This is a genomic window from Citrobacter sp. Cpo126, from assembly GCF_030332445.1.
GTDB classification, from domain to species: domain Bacteria; phylum Pseudomonadota; class Gammaproteobacteria; order Enterobacterales; family Enterobacteriaceae; genus Citrobacter; species Citrobacter portucalensis.
The window spans coordinates 279874-301656 of record NZ_JAOWHT010000043.1 but is presented as its reverse complement, the minus strand read 5'-3'; the positions used below and the strand labels follow the sequence as shown (position 1 = coordinate 301656).

Sequence of the window (21783 nt, the reverse complement as noted above, 5' to 3'; positions counted from 1 at the left end):
CGATTTACGGCCTTGTAGTAGTAACGGAATTAACAAACCACTGCTGGATGTTGCTCATCGCAGAATGCGAGGTATCCAGAATCGGCTGCGGATAGAAGCCAAGCAGTACCAGAAGCACGACCAGCAACAGGATGATAAACAGCTCACGCAGCGACATCCCTGGCAGTTCAACACTGGCAATCTGGCTCTTCGCTTTACCGAAGTAAGCGCGATGCAGCATCGCCAGCGAGTAAACAGAGGCAAACACCAGACCAAAGGTCGAGATCACGGTAATGACCGGAACCACCTGGTAGCTGCCGAACAGAATCATAAATTCGCCAACGAAGTTACCTGTACCCGGCATACCCAGCGTACACACTGCGAAGAACATCGACAGCGCAGGCAACCATTTCATTTTGCCCCACAGGCCGCCCATCATACGCATATCACGCGTGTGCAGACGTTCGTACAGCTGACCACACAGAATGAACAGACCGGCTGCAGACAGACCGTGCGCAATCATCTGGATAACAGCCCCCTGGTACGCCAACTGGCTGCCGGTGTAGATAGCAATCAGTACGAAGCCCATGTGAGATACGGAGGTGTAAGCGATCAGACGTTTGATATCGTACTGATTAAAGGCCATCCACGCGCCGTAGAAGATACCGATAACGCCCAGCCACATTGCGATAGGTGCAAACTCAGCCGACGCGTTCGGGAACAGCGGCAGAGAGAAGCGCAGCAGACCGTAAGCCGCGGTTTTCAGCAAGATCCCCGCCAGGTCAACGGAACCTGCGGTCGGCGCCTGGGAGTGCGCATCCGGCAACCAGCCGTGCAGCGGAACTACCGGCATTTTCACCGCGAAGGCAATGAAGAAGCCCAGCATCAGCAGATATTCCACACCGTGGGACATCGGGGTATTCAGCAGCTCTTCATAGTTGAAGGTCCACACACCGGTCGCTTTATAGTGCACAAACACCAGCGCCAGGATGGCAATCAACATCACCAGACCACTCGCCTGGGTATAAATGAAGAACTTGGTCGCCGCCGTGATACGCGTTTTACCGTCAGAGGCTTTATGCCCCCACAACGCGATCAGGAAGTACATCGGCACCAGCATCATTTCCCAGAAGAAGAAGAACAGGAACATGTCGATGGCAAGGAACACGCCGATCACGCCGCCTAAGATCCACATCAGGTTCAGATGGAAGAAGCCCTGGTATTTTTCGATTTCATTCCAGGAGCAAAGTACCGCCAGAACACCGAGCAGACCGGTCAGCACTACCATCAGCAGCGACAGACCGTCGATAGCCAGATGAATAGAGATGCCAAAACGTGGGATCCACGGCAGGACAAATTCAGACTGCCACTGCGGAATGCCAGCGGATTGCGTCAGTGAATAGCCGCCCTGCAACCAGAGTTGCAGGCCAAGCGCCAGCGTCAATCCCATGGTAATCAGCGCGATCCAGCGCGGCACCTTCACGCCAAAGCGTTCGGTCTGCCAGCACAGGAAGCCACCGATAAAGGGAATTAATATCAACCAGGGTAATAACATAGCTAAGTATGTCCCTTATATTTACTCCTGCTCAGGCTATCTCACTCGTCAGCCCAAATCCCGGCAGTGCTCGCAATCCTCACGTACTTCAGTACGCTCCGGTTGCTCTGCGCTGGCGGTCTCCGGTCTGACTTCGCCGATGACGCCTGTACATCAGGAACAGATTTTCAACGAATTCTAAAAATTATTTTTGGGTTTGTAGGCCGGATAAGCGCAGCGCCATCCGGCAATCGTTCATCCAGCCAACAAACTCAACGCAGTACCATCAACAGTGCCAGCACAACGACGGCGCCGATGCTCATTGATGCAACATACCAGCGCAGATAACCGTTCTCGCTCAACAGCAGGCCTTTACCTGCAAAGCGGGAAAGGATCGCCGGGATGTTCATCATTGAGTTGAGCGGATCGCGTTTCAGCAACCAGGCAACACCCAGGAACGGCTTGACGAACACTTTGTCGTACAGCCAATCGAAGCCCCAGGCGTTATACCACCAGGTACCCAGCAGGCGGCCCGGCGCACTGTTAGCAATCGACGTCACCAGCGTGCGTTTACCCAGCCACAGCCATGCTGCGATCAGGATGCCTGCAATCGCTACGATACCGGAGGTAATTTCCAGCGTCATAACGCGACCATGCTCAAGCTCGGTCGTCGCAGGCAGTACACCCTGCAGCGGCGGCACAATCAGCGCGCCAACGAAGGTGGACAGGATCATCAGCACAATCAGCGGCAGATGATGGGTAATCCCCTTCCCTGCGTGGGCGTGAATTTGTTCTTTACCGTGGAACACGATGAAAATCATACGGAAGGTGTACAGAGAGGTCATGAATGCACCGACCAGACCTGCAACCATCAGATTAATATGACCATTCGCCATTGCACCGGCCAGAATCTCATCCTTACTGAAGAAGCCAGCTGTAATCAGCGGCAGAGCCGACAGCGCCGCGCCACCGATCAGGAAGCAGAGATACACCAGCGGAATTGACTTACGCAGACCGCCCATCTTGAAGATGTTCTGTTCGTGGTGGCAAGCCAGGATAACCGAGCCGGATGCCAGGAACAGCAACGCTTTAAAGAAGGCGTGCGTCATCAGGTGGAAAATCGCCGCATCCCACGCCTGTACGCCAAGAGCCAGGAACATATAACCAATCTGGCTCATGGTAGAGTACGCAAGAACGCGTTTGATGTCGGTCTGTACCAGCGCAGCAAAACCCGCCAGCACCAGAGTGATAGCACCGATAATCCCCACCAGGTGCAGGATTTCAGGCGTCATCAGGAACAGGCCGTGCGTACGGGCTATCAGGTAGACACCAGCGGTAACCATCGTCGCGGCGTGGATCAACGCGGAGACAGGCGTCGGGCCGGCCATCGCATCAGCAAGCCAGGTCTGCAACGGCAGCTGTGCAGATTTACCGACCGCACCGCCCAGCAGCATCAGGGTTGCCCACATCAGCATGTTGTTACCGTCTGCAAAGTGCGCAGGCGCCAGTTCCACCATTTCGCGGAAGTTCAGCGTGCCCAGCTCGTTGTAGAGGATGAACAGCGCGAACGCCAGGAATACGTCACCAACACGGGTTACCACGAAGGCTTTCATTGCCGCAGCGCCATTCTTCGGATCGGTGTAGTAGAAACCAATCAGCAGATAGGAGCACAGGCCCACGCCTTCCCAGCCGAGGTACATCAGCAGCAGGTTATCCGCCAGCACCAGAACCACCATGCTGGCGATAAACAGGTTGGTGTAGGCGAAGAAACGAGAATAGCCCTCTTCTCCGCGCATATACCAGGAGGCGAACATGTGGATCAGGAAACCAACGCCGGTCACCACGGAGAGCATGGTCAGCGACAGGCCGTCCAGCACCAGGTTAAAACCGATGTTGAAGTCGCCGACTGACATCCACGTCCACAGCGGCTGGCTGTAAGCCTGCTGGCCATTGGCAAAGAAATCAACGCCAACAAACGCAGTAACCAGCGCAGCCAGACCGATCGACCCGACACCCACGGTAGCGGACAGATTTTCTGACCAACGACCACGAGAAAACGCCAGTAATACAAAGCCAATAAATGGCAGAATAATGGTTAAGGCAAGCATGTTCATCCACGCATCTCACTTACTGAATCGATGTTCAGGTTCTGGCGACGGCGATGAAGTTGCAGCAACAGCGCAAGCCCAATGCTCGCTTCGGCAGCCGCAAGGCTGATGGCGAGAATATACATCACCTGACCATCGGTCTGGCCCCAGTAGCTTCCGGCGACCACAAAGGCCAACGCGGAGGCGTTAATCATGATTTCCAGCCCGATCAGCATAAACAGCAGATTGCGGCGGATAACCAGACCGGTTAAGCCCAGCACGAATAAGATCGCAGCGAGGATCAGTCCATGTTGTAAGGGGATCATGCGTGCTCCTCCGTTTTTCTTTTCGCGCGGTCATCGGTGCGATTGCTCAGCACTTCACCAGAACGCTCTTCGCGCCCTACGTGGAAGGCCACAACCAGACCCGCCAGCAGCAGCATCGAAGCCAGTTCAACCGCCAGTACATACGGTCCGAACAGGGAAATACCGACTGCTTTCGCGCTAATTGGCGTGCCGTCGATGCCCTGATCGTTAACGCCCAGAATGGCGTAAACAATAACCACCAGCATAATGGCCGACAGAATCGCCGGACCAATCCACACCTGCGGTTTCAGCCACTGACGTTCCTGTTCAATTTCAGAACCACCAAGGTTGAGCATCATCACCACGAACACGAACAGCACCATGATGGCGCCCGCGTAGACGATAATTTCCAGCGCACCAGCGAAGTAAGCGCCTAACGAGAAGAACACCCCAGAAATCGCCAGCAGCGAAATAATCAGGTACAGCAACGCGTGTACCGGATTGGTGTGGGTGATCACCCGCAAGGTTGCGAGAATGGCTATCAGGCCACAGATATAAAAAGCGAACTCCATTGCCCCTCTCCTTACGGTAACAGGCTCTTGACGTCGATAGGCTTAGCTTCGTTCTCTGCTTCGCCCTTATCTTTGCCGTCGATTGCCATACCTGCCATCCGGTAGAAGTTATATTCCGGGTATTTGCCCGGACCGGAGATCAGCAGATCCTCTTTCTCGTAAACCAGGTCCTGGCGCTTGTACTCACCCAGCTCGAAATCTGGAGTCAGCTGAATAGCCGTAGTCGGACAGGCTTCTTCGCACAGGCCGCAGAAAATGCAGCGTGAGAAGTTAATGCGGAAAAACTCCGGATACCAGCGGCCATCTTTGGTCTCTGCTTTTTGCAGAGAAATACAGCCTACCGGACACGCTACCGCACACAGGTTACAGGCAACGCAGCGCTCTTCACCGTCTGGATCACGAGTCAGAACGATACGACCACGAAAACGGGGCGGTAGATAGACCGGCTCTTCCGGATACATCTGCGTTTCGCGTTTCGCGAACGCATGCAGGCCGATCATCCAGATACTACGTACCTGGGTGCCGAAACCTACGAACAATTCTTTTAAGGTCATGGTCTTTGTGTCCCTTATTGCGCCTGCCAGAGAATGACAGCCGCCGTTACCAGCAAGTTGACGAGCGTCAGCGGCAGACAGACTTTCCAGCCGAAGGACATTACCTGGTCATAACGAGGACGCGGTAACGACGCACGAATCAAAATGAACATCATCATGAAGAACGCGGTTTTCAGCGCGAACCAGACGAATGGCGGTAAGAACGGGCCATGCCAGCCACCGAAGAACAGGGTAACCATCAGTGCAGAAATGGTGACGATACCGATGTATTCACCCACGAAGAACAAACCGAATTTCATACCGGAATATTCAATGTGGTAACCGTCGGCCAGTTCCTGCTCGGCTTCTGGCTGGTCAAACGGGTGACGGTGGCACACCGCCACGCCCGCGATGGCAAAGGTGACAAAACCAAAGAACTGCGGAATAACGTTCCAGATATCAGCCTGGTTGTTGACGATGTCGGTCATGTTAAATGAACCGGCCTGCGCCACCACGCCCATCAGGGAAAGCCCGAGGAACACTTCGTAACTCAGCGTCTGCGCAGACGCACGCATCGCACCGAGCAGGGAGTATTTGTTGTTACTGGACCAGCCGGCGAACAGCACCGCGTATACCGCGAGGCCCGCCATCATCAGGAAGAACAGGATCCCGATGTTCAGGTCAGCAACCACCCAGTTCGGACTCACCGGCACGATGGCGAAAGCCAGCAGTAGCGAGGTAAAGGCGATCATCGGTGCCAGGGTAAAGATGACGCGATCCGAGAATTTCGGGATCCAGTCTTCTTTAAAGAACATCTTGATCATGTCCGCAACCAGCTGGAGCGAACCGCCCCAGCCAACACGGTTCGGTCCGTAACGGTTCTGGAACAGACCCAGCAGACGACGTTCGCCAAAGCTCATGAATGCCCCGCAGGTGACCACCACCAGCAGGATCACGACCGCTTTGAGAATGCTCAGCAGGATCTCAATCAGATCGGGTGTAATCCAACTCATTGTTGTGCCTCCTGCAGATCCTCAAGACGCGCACCTGCCAGAACCGGCGCGATGCCAGGCATACCCATCGGCAAACCAACCTGCCCTGCCGTTAATCCTTCAGCGATTTCAACCGGCAGCGTAACCGTGTTGCCATCGTAGCTGAAAGAAACGCGCGTACCGGCATTAACACCCAACTTCGCGGCATCAGCCGGGTTGAGTTTGATGTACGGCTGCGGCATACGGGTCTGGAAGACCGGCGCACGCTGGGACATTTCGTCGCTGCCGAACAGATGGTAGTACGGCGCGATACGCCACTGCCCATCCTGAGCCTGGAAGCTCGCCGGAACGGTAGTGAAGTAATCCATACCATCTGCAGAAGCTTCGATCAGACGCACGCCCGGATCGCCATGACGCAGTTTACCGCCCACTTCATCCTGGAACTTGTTCCACGCCTGTGGGGAGTTCCAGCCCGGAGCCCAGGCAAACGGAATTTGTGAACGCGGCGCAGACGGTTGGTTGTTCCCTTCCATAGAGAAGGCGAACATTGTGTCTTTGTCCTGCGGCTGGCGCGGTTCGTGTACGCTGATGTTGGCGCGCATTGCGGTACGACCGCTGTAGCGGTGCGGTTCACGAGCCAATTTCTGTCCACGGATACGGAAGCTTGCGTCCGGCGCGGCATCTTTGATACCCGCCAGTTGCGGCAGCTTCTCAACGACCGCTTCGATAACGTGGTCGAGCTGCGTCCAGTCCACTTCGCGGCTCTGCACGGTGCTGTGCAGCGAGTGCAGCCAGCGCCAGCTTTCCAGCATCACGGTGTTACTGTCGTAGTAGGACGGGTCGTAGACCTGGAAGAAACGCTGAGCGCGGCCTTCGTTGTTAATCACCGTACCATCGCTTTCGGCGAAGCTTGCGGCGGAAAGCACCAGATGAGCGTTTTCCATAATTGCCGTACGCTGATGGTCAATGACCAGTACCAGCGGCGCTTTCGCCAGCGCTGCGTTCACACGCGTTGCTGAAGCATGGCGATGCAGGTCATTCTCCAGCACCACAACGGCGTCAGCACGACCTGTTTCCAGCTCGGTCAGCGCATCGTCAAGGGAACCACCGCCAATCATACCCAGGCCCATGCTGTTAACAGAGCGAGCAATCATGGTGATGCCGACGTCTGCGCCACGGCCTTTCAGCGCCTTCGCCACGTTGGCAGCCGCCTGAATCACTTCGGCGCTACCGGCGTTGGTGCCGGAAATAATCAGTGGTTTCTTCGCCCCGGCCAGTGCCTGAACGATAACGTCAATTTTGTTTTGCAGGTCACGGTCGATACCGTCAACCGCCGGAGCGTTGTTATCCAGCGCATGAGCGATAGCGAAACCTAAACGCGCCTGATCTTCAACCGGTGCACGATAGGTCCATGCGGCGATGTCATCCAGACGGGTGTTATCGACGTTGGTAACGAACAGCGGGTGCTTAGCACGCTGGCCGATGTTAAGGATTGCTGCGATCTGCCAGTCAGCCACTTTCTGTGCCGCCGCCATTTCACGCGCTTTACCTTTCACCGCCTGACGCACTGCCAGCGCAACGCGTGCGCCGGTCTGGGTGACATCTTCGCCCAGCACCAGAACCGCATCATAAGATTCGATTTCGCGCAGTGCCGGAGTATGAATCCCGCCGTCACGCAGCACGCTCAGTGCCAGTTGCAGACGTTCCTGCTCGCCCTGGGCGATACCGGTATAGAAGTTATCCGCACCCACCAATTCACGCAGCGCGAAGTTACTTTCAACGCTGGCGCGCGGGGAGCCGATACCAATTACTTTCTTCGACTGACGCAGAATATCTGCCGCGCCCTGCATCGCCTGCTCGGCGTTGAGCGTGATCAGGTCATCGCCACGACGCTGTACCGGCTGACGCGGACGGTCTTTCAGGTTCACGTAACCATAGCCAAAACGACCACGGTCGCAGAGGAAGTAGTGGTTAACGGTACCGTTATAACGGTTTTCGATACGACGCAGTTCACCGTAGCGTTCGCCCGGGCTGGTGTTACAGCCGATGGAACACTGCTGGCAGATGCTCGGCGCAAACTGCATGTCCCATTTACGGTTATAACGCTCGGAGTGCGTTTTATCAGTGAAGACGCCGGTCGGGCAAATTTCTACCAGGTTACCAGAGAACTCGCTTTCGAGCGTACCGTCTTCCGGGCGACCGAAGTAGACGTTGTCATGTGCGCCATAGACACCCAGATCCGCGCCATCGGCGTAATCTTTGTAGTAACGTACGCAGCGATAGCAGGCGATGCAGCGGTTCATTTCGTGAGAGATGAACGGCCCCAGGTCCTGGTTACGGTGAGTACGCTTCGTGAAGCGGTAGCGACGGAAACTGTGACCGGTCATGACGGTCATATCCTGCAGGTGGCAGTTGCCGCCCTCTTCACAGACCGGACAGTCGTGCGGGTGGTTAGTCATCAACCACTCCACGACGCTTTCGCGGAACTGTTTCGCTTCTTCATCATCAATAGAAATAAAGGTGCCTTCGGTGGCCGGTGTCATACAAGACATCACCAGGCGACCACGCGTGTCTTCCGCGTTTTGATATTGCTTCACCGCACACTGGCGGCAAGCACCGACGCTTCCCAGCGCCGGGTGCCAGCAAAAGTACGGAATATCAAGGCCGAGAGACAGACAAGCTTCCAGCAGGTTGTCCGCTCCGTTGACCTCATATTCTTTGCCGTCTACATGAATCGTAGCCATAGTCAGCATGCTTCCAGTTGGCTCGGTCGTAACCGAGCGTTAATCGAATTTCTTATCGCGACACAGGGCTAACCCTGTAATCACCAGCGCTCTTTCAGCAGGTTCGGCTGAATACCACCAATCTGATGGGTATTGCTGAAGGACTGCTTGATGCCAGCTTCGAATTCTTCGCGGAAATATTTAATGGCGCTCTGCAGCGGTTCCACTGCGCCCGGTGCGTGTGCACAGAAGGTTTTACCCGGGCCGAGGAAACGACACAATTGCTCAAGTGTCTCGATATCCCCTGGCTGGCCTTCGCCACGCTCCAGCGCGCGCAGAATTTTCACACTCCACGGCAGACCGTCACGGCACGGCGTACACCAGCCGCAGGACTCGCGGGCAAAGAACTCTTCGAGGTTACGCACCAGAGGAACCATGCCAATCTCGTGATCGACAGCCATGGCCAGCGCGGTGCCCAGACGGCTACCTGCTTTACCAATGCTTTCGAATTCCATCGGCAGATCGAGGTGTGCTTCGGTCAGGAAGTCAGTCCCTGCGCCGCCTGGCTGCCAGGCTTTGAACTTCAGTCCATCGCGCATGCCACCCGCGTAATCTTCGAGGATCTCACGCGCGGTAGTACCGAAAGGCAGTTCCCACAGGCCAGGATTCTTTACGCGACCAGAGAAGCCCATCAGCTTGGTGCCCGCGTCTTTGCTCTTCGAAATGTTCTGGTACCACTCCACGCCGTTCGCGAGGATAGCCGGTACGTTACACAGGGTTTCGACGTTGTTTACGCAGGTCGGTTTGCCCCATGCGCCAGAGCTTGCCGGGAACGGCGGCTTGGAACGTGGGTTAGCACGGCGACCTTCGAGGGAGTTGATCAGCGCGGTTTCTTCACCGCAGATGTAACGCCCTGCCCCGGTGTGGACAAACAGTTCGAAGTCGAAACCGGTGCCCATGATGTTTTTGCCAAGCAGACCGGCTTCGGTCGCTTCGGCGATCGCGCGACGCAGATGCACGGCTGCTTCGATATATTCACCGCGCAGGAAGATGTAACCACGGTACGCTTTCAGCGCAAACGCGGAAATCAGCATGCCTTCCACCAGCAGGTGCGGCAGCTGTTCCATCAGCAGACGGTCTTTATAGGTGCCCGGCTCCATTTCATCGGCGTTACACAGCAGGTAACGGATGTTCATGGATTCGTCTTTCGGCATCAGGCTCCACTTCAGACCGGTGGAAAAGCCCGCGCCGCCGCGCCCTTTCAGGCCAGCGTCTTTTACCTGATTAACGATTTCGTCCGGTGACAGCCCGGTCAGGGCCTTACGCGCACCTTCGTAGCCGTTCTTGCTACGGTATTCGTCCAGCCAGACCGGCTGTTTGTCATCACGCAGACGCCAGGTCAGCGGATGGGTTTCGGGAGTACGGATAATGTCTTTCATTTATACCGCTCCAGCAGTTCGGGAATGCCTTCCGGGGTCAGGTGAGCGTGAGTATCCTCATCGATCATCATGTTTGGCCCTTTATCGCAGTTCCCCAGGCAACAGGTCGGCAGCAGCGTAAAGCGACCATCAAAGGTCGTCTGCCCCGGCTTGATGTTGAGTTTTTTCTCAAGCGCGGCCTGGATCCCCTGGTAACCGTTGATATGGCACACCACGCTGTCGCAATAGCGGATCACGTGGCGACCTACCGGCTGGCGGAAGATCTGGCTATAAAACGTAGCAACACCTTCTACGTCGCTTGCCGGAATACCCAGCACATCAGCGATCGCATAGATCGCCCCATCCGGCACCCAGCCACGCTGTTTCTGAACGATTTTCAGCGCTTCAATGGACGCCGCACGCGGGTCTTCGTAGTGGTGCTTCTCGTGCTCAATCGCTTCACGCTCAGCCGCACTCAGCTCAAAAGCCTCGGTTTGTGGTTGTTGATTCTCGTGCATAATTAGCGGTCCACATCTGACATAACAAAATCGATACTACCCAGATGGACGATTAAGTCGGACACCAGGCTGCCACGTACCGCTACCGGGATCTGCTGCAGGTGCGCATAGCTCGGGGTACGGATACGGGTACGGTAACTCATGGTGCTGCCATCGCTGGTCAGGTAGTAACTGTTGATACCCTTGGTCGCTTCCACCATCTGGAAAGACTCGTTTGCCGGCATAACCGGCCCCCACGAAACCTGCAGGAAGTGGGTGATAAGGGTTTCGATATGTTGCAGCGTGCGCTCTTTCGGCGGCGGCGTCGTCAGCGGGTGATCCGCTTTGAACGGGCCTTCCGGCATGTTATTGAGGCACTGCTCAAGGATGCGCAGACTCTGGCGCAGCTCTTCAACTTTCAGCATCACGCGGGTATAGCAGTCAGAAACGCCGCCGCCAACCGGGACTTCAAAGTCAAAGTTTTCGTAGCCAGAGTACGGACGCGCTTTACGCACGTCGAAATCAATACCGGTCGCGCGCAGCGCAGCACCGGTACAACCCCAGTCCAGCGCTTCTTTCTTACCGTAAGCGGCAACGCCCTGCGAACGGCCTTTCAGGATGGTGTTACGCAGTGCGGCTTTCTCGTAAGAATCCAGACGTTTTGGCATCCAGTCGAGGAAGTCACGCAGCAGCTTGTCCCAACCGCGCGGCAGATCGTGTGCCACACCGCCGATACGGAACCAGGCCGGGTGCATACGGAAACCGGTGATCGCTTCCACCACGTCATAGATTTTCTGACGGTCGGTAAAGGCGAAGAATACCGGGGTCATCGCGCCGACGTCCTGAATGAACGTGGAGATGTACAGCAGGTGGCTGTTGATACGGAACAGTTCGGACAACATCACGCGAATCACGTTGACGCGATCCGGCGTGGTGATACCAGCCAGCTTCTCAACGGCCAGAACGTAAGGCATTTCGTTTACGCAGCCGCCGAGGTACTCAATACGGTCGGTGTACGGAATGTAGCTGTGCCAGGACTGACGTTCACCCATCTTTTCAGCGCCACGGTGGTGGTAGCCGATGTCAGGTACGCAGTCGACGATTTCTTCGCCATCAAGCTGCAGCACAATACGGAAAGCACCGTGAGAAGACGGGTGGTTAGGACCGAGATTGAGGAACATGAAGTCCTCATTTTCGGTGCTACGCTTCATACCCCAATCTTCTGGTTTGAAGGTCAGCGCTTCCATTTCCAGATCCTGTTTAGCTTTAGTCAGCTCAAACGGATCGAATTCGGTCGCACGCGCCGGGTAGTCTTTACGCAGCGGATGACCTTCCCAGGTATGCGGCATCAACAGACGCGTCAGGTGCGGGTGACCTTCGATATCGATGCCAAACATTTCCCAGGTTTCACGCTCATACCAGTTGGCGTTCGGGAACAGTTTGGTGAAAGTCGGTACGCGCAGATCGTTTTCAGACAAAGCCACCTTGAGCATGATATCGCGATTGCGTTCAATGGAGATCAGGTGATAGAAAACGGAAAAATCCGCGGCAGGTAACCCTTCGCGGTGCGTACGCAGACGTTCGTCCATGCCGTGTAAGTCAAACAGCATGACGTAAGGTTTCGGCAGTCTCTTTAAGAAATCGCCAACTTCCAGTAATTGTTCACGCTTGACCCAAACAACGGGTACCCCGGTGCGAGTCGCCTGAACGGTAAAGGCATCCGGCCCAAAACGGTTGCGCAGTTCGCCAATGACCGGGTCATCAAGGTGATCCCGTGTTTGCCATACGGCGTCTTGCGCGGTTAAGTCGGTCATATTGTTCACCATTGCAAATGGTCCGTGGTGGTCGGCAGTGCTTCGCGCTATTTATGTAGTGATAAGCGAAGGAAGTGCTGCTGCCGACAGGCGCAAATTAAATCTCGTCTGGTGTACGAAGATTCGTTACAGCAATACGTTCGCCGCGTTTACGCTCGCGTTCTGACTGCATATTGGCGCGATAAACGCCCTGATCGCCAACCACCCAGGAGAGCGGACGGCGTTCTTTGCCAATGGAATCTTGCAGCAGCATCAGAGCCTGCATATACGCTTCTGGGCGCGGCGGACATCCCGGGATGTACACATCGACCGGAATAAATTTATCAACGCCCTGCACCACAGAATAGATGTCGTACATACCGCCGGAGTTGGCGCATGCGCCCATGGAAATAACCCATTTCGGTTCCAGCATCTGATCGTAGAGGCGCTGAATAACTGGTGCCATTTTGGTAAAGCAGGTTCCGGCTACGACCATCAGGTCAGCCTGACGCGGCGATGCACGCAGTACTTCCGCACCAAAACGGGCCACATCGTGCACGGCGGTAAATGAGGTCACCATCTCAACGTAGCAGCAGGAAAGGCCAAAGTTATATGGCCAAATTGAGTTTTTACGGCCCCAGTTAACCATGTCATGCAGTTTGCCCATGAACACGTTTTTGTTAACTTCTTGTTCCAGGGGGTCGGTTACGATCTCCTGTTTTTGCAGGGGGTAACGGTCGTTCTCACCGTTAGGATCTATGCGGGTGAGCGTATAATCCATCTTAATGCCTCGCGGTTAGCGTTGACGATTAGCGATACTGTTCGTTTCCGGGTTCATACGCTCGCGGCGTGAACGCGCGGGCGTCCAGTCCAGCGCGCCAATACGCACCAGATAAACCAGACCTGCCAGTAACACAAAAATAAAAATTGCAGCTTCCACAAAGCCAATCCAACCGCTTTCACGGATAGAAGTTGACCATGCGAACAGATACAGCGCTTCAACGTCGAAGATAACGAAGAACATGGCTACCAGATAAAACTTGGCAGACAGGCGCAGGCGGGCGGTGCCGACCGAGTCGATACCTGATTCAAACGGCACGTTTTTAGATCTCGCGCGTGCGCGACCCCCTAAAAACCAGCCGCCGACGAGCATCAGGCAGCACAGGCCAATGGCAACGATAAGAAAGATAGCGAATGCCCAGTGATGAGCGATGATTTCAGTGGATGTTGACATACTCATTGCTTACTCATCAAAAGTAGCGCCAAATTCTCTGCTCTTTTCGGCAGATGAACGCCACATCGATTCATGGGGAGGAATAAAAAAAACCTTACAATCACTGTGAAAAATCATTTTAGACAGCTAATTGATGGGGTTTTTTACTCCTTTCTATAACCTTTTGTCAACTTTAACAAAAGTTTCCTCACATTATTTTACACTGTTCCAACTTCATTAACATAAAGTGCTCTTTAGACCCACTTCGATTGCATCATCGGTCATTTTTAATGTTGTTGAATCGTGTCCGTAGTGAAGTAAAAAAGATAATACACGTCTATTTTGACAGGAATTCACCCAGATGCCTCCCCCTAAATGGGAGTATTTTCTTGATCTGTGACACGCTTTTGTTAATTCACCATAAAAAACAGCAACAATTTCTCTAGTTTTTTAACATGGAAACATTTAGCAACTCAGCTGATTATTTTTCATCCTATTGTCAGTCTGTTTTTTTACCTGCTGATTTTGTTAAGTTTTAGTATATGAATGAACAGAAAGCAGTAATATTCGCATAAAAAAAGAGCCACTGGATGTTTTTTCATCATCAGTGGCTCTTTTTTACACTTACATTTTAAAACGTTTTTTTGTGACGCTTTACTCAAAGTCGCCTTCAACAATCAGCGAGTCATCTCCCCCTTCAGGGGTAAACTGATTGTATTGCCAAGGATTTTGATATGTCTGCATCGACTTAAAGATAACCTGAGCTAATTCATTTTGCGTGGCCGGATCGCTGCACAGCAGATACTCGGTATCAGGCAGAGGTGGCAATCCGTCTGCCGCACCCAGTACGCGTAAATCCGGGCTCATCATTTCGACAGGACGGGCAGTAACGCCCAGCCCTGCTTTTACCGCCGCGCGGACCGCAGGCAATGTTGAAGCGACATAAGCCAGACGCCACGGGATCTGTGCTGCATTCAACGTCGCCAGCACGATATCGCGAAACGGGCTGGGATCGTCCAGCAGAACTAACGGCACCGGTTCCCCTTTTTGCAGGATATATTCGGCTGCGCAATACCAGTGCGTCGGTGAAGTTCGCAAATTCAGGCACTCAAAATCGCCAGGTCGGTTAGTGGTGACCACTAAATCCACTTCTTGCGACTTAAGCATCTCCACCATGTAGGCGTTGCGTTTCACTCTGACATCCAGTGCAAGTTTCGGATAAACCGAACTTATACGGTTAAGCAGAAAAGGGAGTATGGTATCGGCGGATTCATCAGAAGCACCGATAGTTAACACCCCCTGAAGATTGTTAAACATCAATGATGAGCATGCCTCATCATTAAATCGCAGTATTTTCCTGGCGTAACCCAACAGCTGGATACCGTGTTCGGTCAGCAGTTTGTTGCGTCCATGGCGCGCGAACAACTCTTTCCCCACAAGTTGTTCAAGACGCTGCATTTGCTGACTTACCGCAGACTGAGTTCGACACACCGCAGCTGCCGCAGCCGCAAAGGTATTCAGGTCGGCAACAGCAACAAAGGTTCTCAGCAGATCGAGGTCGAGGTTAATTATCGGACGATTTGCATTTATCATAGTTTTTCACTTACTCGCGGGTCATACCGGGTTAATGCTGTGCATTCAGAATCAAACAACTCCATTTGTAATGTGCCTCCCTTCAGTTTCGCTTAGTGTAACCAAGTGAAAATAAGGATGTATTTGGTTTAACAAACGAAACAATTCTCTTTCTGAGCTATTTTAATACCCGTGATATTCATCGGAATATAGCAACGAGAAAGAGCCGTATTTTTAGCTGCTGGATGATTCTGACTAATGGGAAACATGTAAATTTTGTAAATTTAAAAAATAGTTAACGAACAATAATTTACACATTAAAAACTAACTTTTCAGGATGTTAGGAACAACCAACAAACATTTGAATTATCGTAAAATTCGTACTACACACCATTTCATAGGAGTTATCTTAACCTAAAACCACTATATTTATAAGTGTTATCGCGAATAATTCCGGGCAAATTGGTGTTATGTCAGTGCAACGGTTTTCGTATTATTGGCCAACTCAATTTGATGTCGTTTAAATAATAAATAATAATTAATTAAGAATTCCTCAATTCATTAATTATGCTTAACAATGGATTCACACCGCATCACGCAGGGATCAGACCGATAACAGATTTCGCAGGCCAAACCTCAGTATTTTCGAATTACGCCATTCAGCTGAGATCTCAGCTACCTTTTTCTTTACAGGCCTAACTTTTTTTGACCAGACAAATCACCATACCCACACTAACAAAGCAAAACATAAACCACAGAAAACACAATAATCCAGATCATTACTCTACAAAAATCACATTATTTAGTTATTAACAGTGAATTATAATCCCCCTGCTTTCCAAAATCTTCTACTAAAGACCCTTCAAAACTCACCGTCGTGGGAGTACATTGTGCTGGGCTGACTTCCACGGCAGGGAGTGGCATTCACAGCTAAAAAGGTCAACGTTCATGTCCCCCATTGAAAAATCCAGCAAATTAGAAAACGTCTGTTATGACATTCGCGGCCCGGTTCTGAAGGAAGCAAAGCGCCTGGAAGAAGAAGGCAACAAAGTTCTGAAACTGAACATCGGCAACCCTGCGCCTTTCGGGTTTGAAGCGCCAGATGAAATTTTGGTGGATGTGATCCGCAATTTGCCAACTGCGCAAGGATATTGCGATTCCAAAGGCCTTTATTCAGCCCGCAAAGCAATCATGCAGCATTACCAGGCCCGTGGGATGCGCGACGTAACCGTGGAAGATATCTATATCGGTAACGGCGTATCTGAATTGATTGTGCAGGCCATGCAGGCATTGCTAAACAGTGGGGACGAAATGCTGGTTCCTGCACCTGATTATCCACTGTGGACGGCGGCGGTTTCGCTCTCTGGTGGTAATGCCGTGCACTACCTGTGTGACGAATCGTCAGACTGGTTCCCGGACCTGGATGATATCCGCGCCAAAATTACGCCGCGTACCCGTGGGATCGTCATCATCAACCCAAACAACCCTACTGGCGCGGTGTATTCTAAAGAGCTGCTGATGGAGATTGTTGAGATTGCCCGCCAAAACAATCTCATCATCTTTGCGGACGAGATTTACGACAAAATTCTTTACGATGACGCCGAGCACCACTCGATTGCGGCAATGGCCCCTGACCTGCTGACTATTACCTTTAACGGCCTGTCAAAAACCTATCGTGTTGCCGGTTTCCGCCAGGGCTGGATGGTACTGAACGGACCGAAGAAACATGCCAAAGGGTATATCGAAGGCCTTGAGATGCTGGCTTCTATGCGCCTGTGTGCCAACGTTCCGGCACAACATGCCATTCAGACCGCACTGGGTGGATATCAGAGCATCAGCGAATTCATCATGCCAGGCGGACGTCTGTATGAGCAACGTAACCGCGCCTGGGAACTGCTTAATGACATCCCCGGCGTCTCTTGCGTAAAACCGCGCGGTGCGCTGTATATGTTCCCGAAAATTGATGCTAAACGCTTTAATATTCATGACGACCAGAAGATGGTACTCGACTTCCTGTTGCAGGAAAAAGTACTGCTGGTCCAGGGGACGGCATTCAACTGGCCGTGGCCGGATCATTTCCGCATCGTCACGCTACCGCGTATTGACGATATCGAAATGTCGCTGAGTAAATTTGAGCGTTTCCTGTCAGGGTATCGCCAGCTGTAACCACGCAAAGTGCTGCCGGGTTTGCATCCGGTAGCACTCTCTGCGCAAAATACCGTTACTGAAGTCACTGAGTAAGGGTCGTTATGAAGCAGAGCCACTTTTTTGCCCACCTCTCCCGTCTGAAACTCATTAACCGCTGGCCGCTGATGCGCAACGTGCGCACCGAAAACGTGTCCGAACACAGTCTGCAGGTTGCCATGGTTGCCCATGCGCTGGCCGCAATTAAAAACCGTAAATTTGGTGGTCAGGTTAATGCTGAGCGTATTGCCTTGTTGGCGATGTATCACGATGCGTCAGAGGTGTTAACCGGCGATCTCCCTACCCCAGTGAAATATTTCAACTCGCAGATTGCTCAGGAATATAAAGCGATAGAGAAAATTGCCCAACAAAAACTGGTCGATATGGTTCCCGATGAGCTGCGCGATATTTTTGCGCCGCTCATTGATGAACATGCCTTAAGTGAAGAAGAGAGGTCGATTGTTAAACAGGCCGATGCCCTGTGCGCGTATCTGAAGTGCCTGGAAGAACTCTCCGCCGGTAACAACGAATTTCTGCTGGCGAAAACACGTCTGGAAAAAACGCTGGAGTCACGACGCAGCGAAGAGATGGACTACTTTATGGACGTGTTCGTCCCGAGTTTTCACCTCTCATTAGATGAAATCAGTCAGGATTCTCCATTGTAAGTTTGCGGCGACATTGCCTTTGTAGGCCGGATGAGGCGTTTGCCGCCATCCGGCACATAAAAATCAAAACGGAAACAGCATCGGGATCATCACCACGCACACCACCATCACAATGATGGTAAACGGCACGCCAATTTTTACGAAATCGCTAAAGCTGTAGTTACCCGGCCCGAGTACCAGTGTGTTTACCGGTGAAGAAACTGGCGTCATAAAGGCTGCGGAAGCCGCCATCGCAATCACCATCGCAAAAGGATACGGCGAAACGCCCATCGACTTTGCTGCCGCCAGCGCAATCGGCGCCATCAGTACCGCCGTCGCAGTGTTAGAGATAAATAACCCAATGGTCGCGCACAGCACGAACAGGCAGCCCAGCATCATATACGGGCCGTACCCTCCACCAACGTCCATTAGCCCTTTAACCACCAGATCAACACCGCCCGTTTTCTGTAATGCCAGCGCAAAGGGCATCATTCCGACAATCAAAATAATACTTGGCCAGTGAATGGCTTTATAGGCGCTTTCGGCATCGATGCAGCGGAATTTTCCCATCAGCAAACAGGCGATAATCGCGGCAACCGTATTAGGGATTTCATCGGTAAGCATTAACGCGACCATCAGCACCAGACAGAAAATCGCATGCGGCGCCTGGCTGTGCGCCGGAGAAGCTTCACTGACTTCCACGGGCATATTCAGCACCACGAAATCGCGCCCTTTTTGCCCCAACAAAGTGATGAGTTTCCAGTTGCCCACCACCAGAATGATATCGCCCATCAGTAGTGGTTCATCCACCACCGCTCCGGCCAGTGCCGTACCATCACGCTTCAGTCCGACGACATTAAGCCCATAACGCGTACGAAAGGCGATTTCCCGCACCGTTTTACCGATCAATTCCGATTCAGGAATCAATGAAATCTCGGCCATACCCACATCAAGCGCCTGCTCGGAGAAGTATTCACCACGCAGCACCATCGGCTCCAACAGTTGCTCGCTGCAAAACTCACGCAGGTCAACGTCGGCCGCTGACATATCGATCAGCAATACGTCACGGGCACGGAACTCAGAAACCCCGTTAACATCGACTATCACGCGGCGAAAACGCCGCCAGCGTTCAACACCAATCACGTTTGCCCCGTAGCGCTCACGCAATTTCAGGTCATCCAGACGTTGGCCAATCATGGGAGAACCCGGGCGAATCGCCAGGCGACGGGCACGCCCTGTCAGGCGATATTCTTTGATCAGATCGCGAAAGGTCCGGCGCTTCCAGCCGTCTCCCGGCTGCCCGGAGTCTTCACCTTTCAGCATAAAACGCATCACCAGCATATAAATTATGCCGAGTACCAACACCACCAGTCCCAGTGGGGTTACGCTAAAAAAGCTAAAACCGTTAAGTCCTTCACGTAACAATTCACTGTTGACGACCAGGTTCGGCGGCGTTGCCACCAGCGTCATCATGCCGCTTATCAATCCGGCAAAGCTCAATGGCATCATCAGGCGTGAGGGGGAGATTTGCATGCGCATGGAAACGCTTAAGACAACCGGAATAAAGATGGCGACCACACCGGTCGAACTCATGAAGGCACCGAGTCCGGCTACGGTTATCATCAGCAACACCAGCATTTTAACTTCACTGCTGCCAGCGACCTTCACCAGCCAGGCACCCATTACCGTCGCCACGCCGGTACGCACCAGACCGTCGCCGATAATGAATAAAGCCGCTATCAAAATAACGTTAGGATCGCTGAACCCGGAAAAAGCCTCTGTGATGCTCAATGTTCCGCTCAGAACAAAGGCAATAATGACCAGCAAAGCGACCGCGTCCATACGCACTCTGCCAGTTGCAAACAAGACGACGGCAATCGCCAGCAATGAGAGAACCCATATCAATTCACCGTTCACAACATATCCTTGTTAAATGAGAGGGATGGGCTGATTCTGCCATAAAAAAGCCCCAACAATCTGGGGCTAAATCATGATCAGGTATTTCTTATAACGACCACATTTCCGTTGGGTTGTTTGGTCACAGAAATATGTTCCAGACTGGTCAGCGAAAAATCAACCTCGTCCAGACGCGGCGTATCCGCTGGCGCGTTAACCGCGATGACATGACACCCAGCAGCCAATCCTGAGAGCACCCCGGCGGGGGCATCTTCCACCACTGCACATTCCTGCGGCGCCAGCCCCAGAAGTTGAGCGCCTAACAGATACGCGTCTGGCTCTGGCTTCCCTCTTTTTACCCGCTCAGCGGTGACAAACACTTCTGGAGCAGGAAGCCCAGCAACACGATGGCGCGCCCGTGCGACCGGCATGGAGCCGGAGGTCACAATCGCCCATGGAATACCCGCTTTATTGAGATGGTTGAGTAAATCAACTGCCCCCGGCAGCGCGGTGATCCCGGCGGTTTCCGTCGCTTCGATCTGCTCCAGACGGGTAAATTCCGCGGCGATCTCTGCCTCAGACTTGCCCACCATAAAGTGTCGCAGGGAGGTAATGGCCTGCTTGCCATGAATAAAGCCGAGTACCTCGGCGTGATCGAGGCCGAAGCGATCGGCCCAGTTGCACCACGCACGCTCTACTGCGGGTAAGGAATCGACCAGCGTTCCATCCAGATCAAACAGAAAACCTTTGCACTGCACGCTCGCCCCCTCAGGCATTAATGATTTGGTTAATTTCATTCGCGCTCAGGTGATACTGACGCGGGCAAGAGTGCCAAACATTCAGCATACGCTGATATTTTTCCCACATTGGGGTCTGGGCGTTGAAGCCATGCGTACCCGCATCAAAGTGGGTGTAACGACCTTCCACATTGACCATAAAACGAACGTACCCGAGGAAACGGGCTTCCGTTGCGGCGTCAAAACCGAGGAAGGTCACGCGACGCTCATCAATAGCCTGCGCATCCTTAAGATTAGTCCAGGACACATGTAATGCGTGATACATCTCCATAATATCGATAATCGTACGACAGGTTTCTTCCGTCAGTTCACCAAACTCACGATCCAGCTCACGCATCTGCAAGCCGTAACCGCGTTCAATAATCGTCTGCAAACGACGATAACGCTCGGCGTTAGTTGGATCGAGCATAGTCATCATTTTGTACTGATTCGACAAAATCAGACGTTGAGCGTTGGTCATTTCCATTTGGGACTCCTGTATCACTACTACTGCGATGAAAAAAAAGAAGGCATCTTGTGCCTTCTTTTATATGCGTAATCAGGGGTCAATTACAAATCATCAAGGAAAGTTTTATCCAGTTGTTTGAAGGCGCGCTTAAGCGTGTCAGCCAACGCCTGGTAATCCGGCTTTCCTTCTACCGGAGAGAGCGCCTGCCCAGCTTCTTGCAATTTACCCCGAACTTCGTAGAACCAATTGAGAATTGAAGGCGGCAGCGGCGTTACGGAACGTTTTCCCAGCCACCACATCCCCTGCATCGGCAGGCTAAGCGCAAACAGAGCAGTCGCCACGGCCGGGCCCAACTGCCCCCCTAACGCAATTTGCCAACATAAGGTGAAGACGGCGATAGGCGGCATAAAACGAATCGCGTAACGCGTCATGCGGATCACGCGGTTCTCAACAAACACGGGCGCAAGGCGCTTTTCCATTGGCCACGTCTTTGCATAGTGCTGCCCCCGGCGAAACAAGCTAAAAAAATTGACGGAGCGATTATCCGGTGTCGACATGGCGGTTACCTCAACTTCACATATAAAAATTAAAAAATT

Annotated in this window: 19 protein-coding genes; 2 read left to right on the top strand and 17 right to left on the bottom strand. The window is 52.9% G+C overall.

Translation table 11 applies throughout. The features are described 5' to 3' along the window. Positions 1 to 4: 4 nt before the first annotated feature. From nuoM to lrhA, 13 genes are all read right to left on the bottom strand, one after another. Complete coding sequence (gene nuoM, locus OGY17_RS22010) at positions 5 to 1534, bottom strand: NADH-quinone oxidoreductase subunit M (protein ID WP_003027692.1); 1530 nt, start codon at positions 1532 to 1534, stop codon at positions 5 to 7. A 251-nt stretch (positions 1535 to 1785) separates the two neighbouring features. Beyond that, positions 1786 to 3627, bottom strand: coding sequence for an NADH-quinone oxidoreductase subunit L (gene nuoL / locus OGY17_RS22005; RefSeq protein WP_003834744.1), 1842 nt, complete (start codon positions 3625 to 3627; stop codon positions 1786 to 1788). Further along, complete coding sequence (gene nuoK / locus OGY17_RS22000) at positions 3624 to 3926, bottom strand: NADH-quinone oxidoreductase subunit NuoK (RefSeq protein ID WP_000612644.1); 303 nt, start codon at positions 3924 to 3926, stop codon at positions 3624 to 3626. Before nuoK ends, nuoL begins: the two co-directional genes overlap by 4 nt. After that, on the bottom strand, positions 3923 to 4477 hold the full coding sequence (nuoJ, locus tag OGY17_RS21995) for an NADH-quinone oxidoreductase subunit J (protein ID WP_003028059.1): 555 nt from the start codon (positions 4475 to 4477) through the stop codon (positions 3923 to 3925). The genes nuoK and nuoJ overlap by 4 nt, the downstream gene beginning before the upstream one ends. An 11-nt stretch (positions 4478 to 4488) precedes the next feature. Next, on the bottom strand, positions 4489 to 5031 hold the full coding sequence (gene nuoI, locus OGY17_RS21990) for an NADH-quinone oxidoreductase subunit NuoI (protein ID WP_003028062.1): 543 nt from the start codon (positions 5029 to 5031) through the stop codon (positions 4489 to 4491). 14 nt (positions 5032 to 5045) lie between these two features. Continuing rightward, positions 5046 to 6023 carry an NADH-quinone oxidoreductase subunit NuoH gene (nuoH, locus tag OGY17_RS21985; RefSeq protein WP_003028063.1) on the bottom strand — a complete coding sequence of 326 codons (978 nt, stop codon included), beginning with the start codon at positions 6021 to 6023 and terminating at the stop codon, positions 5046 to 5048. Further along, complete coding sequence (gene nuoG / locus OGY17_RS21980) at positions 6020 to 8746, bottom strand: NADH-quinone oxidoreductase subunit NuoG (RefSeq protein WP_191215532.1); 2727 nt, start codon at positions 8744 to 8746, stop codon at positions 6020 to 6022. The genes nuoH and nuoG overlap by 4 nt, the downstream gene beginning before the upstream one ends. An 80-nt stretch (positions 8747 to 8826) precedes the next feature. Then, on the bottom strand, positions 8827 to 10164 hold the full coding sequence (nuoF, locus tag OGY17_RS21975; RefSeq protein WP_003834753.1) for an NADH-quinone oxidoreductase subunit NuoF: 1338 nt from the start codon (positions 10162 to 10164) through the stop codon (positions 8827 to 8829). Beyond that, on the bottom strand, positions 10161 to 10661 hold the full coding sequence (nuoE, locus tag OGY17_RS21970; protein WP_003028069.1) for an NADH-quinone oxidoreductase subunit NuoE: 501 nt from the start codon (positions 10659 to 10661) through the stop codon (positions 10161 to 10163). The genes nuoF and nuoE overlap by 4 nt, the downstream gene beginning before the upstream one ends. A 2-nt stretch (positions 10662 to 10663) precedes the next feature. Continuing rightward, on the bottom strand, positions 10664 to 12466 hold the full coding sequence (nuoC, locus tag OGY17_RS21965) for an NADH-quinone oxidoreductase subunit C/D (RefSeq protein ID WP_003834757.1): 1803 nt from the start codon (positions 12464 to 12466) through the stop codon (positions 10664 to 10666). An 85-nt stretch (positions 12467 to 12551) separates the two neighbouring features. Next, positions 12552 to 13214, bottom strand: coding sequence for an NADH-quinone oxidoreductase subunit NuoB (gene nuoB, locus OGY17_RS21960; protein ID WP_003028075.1), 663 nt, complete (start codon positions 13212 to 13214; stop codon positions 12552 to 12554). A gap of 15 nt (positions 13215 to 13229) precedes the next feature. Further along, a complete protein-coding gene (gene nuoA / locus OGY17_RS21955) occupies positions 13230 to 13673 on the bottom strand; it encodes an NADH-quinone oxidoreductase subunit NuoA (protein WP_003028077.1) in 444 nt (147 codons plus the stop codon). 627 nt (positions 13674 to 14300) lie between these two features. Continuing rightward, positions 14301 to 15239, bottom strand: coding sequence for a transcriptional regulator LrhA (gene lrhA / locus OGY17_RS21950; protein WP_003834760.1), 939 nt, complete (start codon positions 15237 to 15239; stop codon positions 14301 to 14303). 927 nt (positions 15240 to 16166) lie between these two features. Here lrhA and alaA point away from each other — a divergent pair. Further along, complete coding sequence (alaA, locus tag OGY17_RS21945; RefSeq protein ID WP_003028082.1) at positions 16167 to 17384, top strand: alanine transaminase AlaA; 1218 nt, start codon at positions 16167 to 16169, stop codon at positions 17382 to 17384. Positions 17385 to 17467: 83 nt separating this feature from the next. After that, positions 17468 to 18067 (top strand): 5'-deoxynucleotidase, encoded by a 600-nt coding sequence (yfbR, locus tag OGY17_RS21940; protein WP_003028083.1) that lies wholly within the window; start codon positions 17468 to 17470, stop codon positions 18065 to 18067. Positions 18068 to 18130: 63 nt separating this feature from the next. On the opposite strand, the gene OGY17_RS21935 is transcribed toward yfbR, so the two are convergent. From OGY17_RS21935 to yfbV, 4 genes are all read right to left on the bottom strand, one after another. Beyond that, positions 18131 to 19963 (bottom strand): SLC13 family permease, encoded by a 1833-nt coding sequence (locus tag OGY17_RS21935; protein WP_032944084.1) that lies wholly within the window; start codon positions 19961 to 19963, stop codon positions 18131 to 18133. 77 nt (positions 19964 to 20040) lie between these two features. After that, a complete protein-coding gene (locus OGY17_RS21930; protein ID WP_008785348.1) occupies positions 20041 to 20718 on the bottom strand; it encodes a sugar phosphatase in 678 nt (225 codons plus the stop codon). Then, positions 20711 to 21205 carry a YfbU family protein gene (locus OGY17_RS21925; protein ID WP_003028086.1) on the bottom strand — a complete coding sequence of 165 codons (495 nt, stop codon included), beginning with the start codon at positions 21203 to 21205 and terminating at the stop codon, positions 20711 to 20713. The genes OGY17_RS21930 and OGY17_RS21925 overlap by 8 nt, the downstream gene beginning before the upstream one ends. An 83-nt stretch (positions 21206 to 21288) precedes the next feature. Next, positions 21289 to 21744 (bottom strand): terminus macrodomain insulation protein YfbV, encoded by a 456-nt coding sequence (gene yfbV, locus OGY17_RS21920; protein ID WP_003028087.1) that lies wholly within the window; start codon positions 21742 to 21744, stop codon positions 21289 to 21291. Between the last annotated feature and the right edge of the window lie 39 nt (positions 21745 to 21783).

Excerpts from the sequence above, each read along its gene's own strand:
- nuoC (WP_003834757.1), bottom strand. The coding sequence starts at position 12,466 with ATGGTGAACAATATGACCGACTTAACCGCGCAAGACGCCGTATGGCAA.
- nuoB (WP_003028075.1), bottom strand. The coding sequence starts at position 13,214 with ATGGATTATACGCTCACCCGCATAGATCCTAACGGTGAGAACGACCGT.
- nuoM (WP_003027692.1), bottom strand. The coding sequence starts at position 1,534 with ATGTTATTACCCTGGTTGATATTAATTCCCTTTATCGGTGGCTTCCTG.
- nuoK (WP_000612644.1), bottom strand. The coding sequence starts at position 3,926 with ATGATCCCCTTACAACATGGACTGATCCTCGCTGCGATCTTATTCGTG.
- lrhA (WP_003834760.1), bottom strand. The coding sequence starts at position 15,239 with ATGATAAATGCAAATCGTCCGATAATTAACCTCGACCTCGATCTGCTG.
- alaA (WP_003028082.1), top strand. The coding sequence starts at position 16,167 with ATGTCCCCCATTGAAAAATCCAGCAAATTAGAAAACGTCTGTTATGAC.
- nuoE (WP_003028069.1), bottom strand. The coding sequence starts at position 10,661 with ATGCACGAGAATCAACAACCACAAACCGAGGCTTTTGAGCTGAGTGCG.
- yfbR (WP_003028083.1), top strand. The coding sequence starts at position 17,468 with ATGAAGCAGAGCCACTTTTTTGCCCACCTCTCCCGTCTGAAACTCATT.
- nuoI (WP_003028062.1), bottom strand. The coding sequence starts at position 5,031 with ATGACCTTAAAAGAATTGTTCGTAGGTTTCGGCACCCAGGTACGTAGT.
- yfbV (WP_003028087.1), bottom strand. The coding sequence starts at position 21,744 with ATGTCGACACCGGATAATCGCTCCGTCAATTTTTTTAGCTTGTTTCGC.
- nuoL (WP_003834744.1), bottom strand. The coding sequence starts at position 3,627 with ATGAACATGCTTGCCTTAACCATTATTCTGCCATTTATTGGCTTTGTA.
- nuoJ (WP_003028059.1), bottom strand. The coding sequence starts at position 4,477 with ATGGAGTTCGCTTTTTATATCTGTGGCCTGATAGCCATTCTCGCAACC.
- OGY17_RS21930 (WP_008785348.1), bottom strand. The coding sequence starts at position 20,718 with ATGCCTGAGGGGGCGAGCGTGCAGTGCAAAGGTTTTCTGTTTGATCTG.
- nuoG (WP_191215532.1), bottom strand. The coding sequence starts at position 8,746 with ATGGCTACGATTCATGTAGACGGCAAAGAATATGAGGTCAACGGAGCG.
- nuoF (WP_003834753.1), bottom strand. The coding sequence starts at position 10,164 with ATGAAAGACATTATCCGTACTCCCGAAACCCATCCGCTGACCTGGCGT.
- OGY17_RS21925 (WP_003028086.1), bottom strand. The coding sequence starts at position 21,205 with ATGGAAATGACCAACGCTCAACGTCTGATTTTGTCGAATCAGTACAAA.
- nuoH (WP_003028063.1), bottom strand. The coding sequence starts at position 6,023 with ATGAGTTGGATTACACCCGATCTGATTGAGATCCTGCTGAGCATTCTC.
- nuoA (WP_003028077.1), bottom strand. The coding sequence starts at position 13,673 with ATGAGTATGTCAACATCCACTGAAATCATCGCTCATCACTGGGCATTC.